Genomic DNA, 400 nt, shown 5'->3' with positions numbered 1-400 from the left:
AACCAGAGTGCAGCTACGTCCCAAGGTCGCCCAAATCTTTTCACGAACCCCCAACGGGTGCGGTCACAGACAAGTAGCTATGTGCCTGCGCGCTGAGGAAGGGGTGCGCATCGCCGATAAGACGGTTTTGAAGATGATGCGTCAGATGGGGCTGCGTTGCGGTATACGCCGCGAGAGGGCTTACCGCAGGTACAACTCTTACAAGGGGGATGTGGGGCAAAGTTTTGAGAACATCATCGGTCGCGACTTCACGGCGACTGGTCCTTGGCAGAAGTTGGGCACCGATGTTACCGAGTTTAAGCTTTCCTTCGGTAAGGCCTATCTCGCTCCGGTTTATGACTTTGCCAGCAAGGAGATTGTTGCCCACTCCATCTCGATGTGCCCTAATCTTGCCCAGCAG

1 protein-coding gene is annotated in these 400 nt (G+C 55.2%); it reads left to right on the top strand.

All coding sequences use genetic code 11. From position 1 onward, the window contains the following. Positions 1 to 7: 7 nt before the first annotated feature. Positions 8 to 400: IS3 family transposase (locus tag HMPREF2842_RS05110; RefSeq protein WP_210398791.1), on the top strand; the 393-nt coding region annotated here is incomplete at its 3' end.

The organism is Rothia sp. HMSC069C10, assembly GCF_001812205.1.
GTDB lineage: Bacteria > Actinomycetota > Actinomycetes > Actinomycetales > Micrococcaceae > Rothia > Rothia mucilaginosa.
This window is presented reverse-complemented; position numbering and strand designations above follow the sequence as displayed.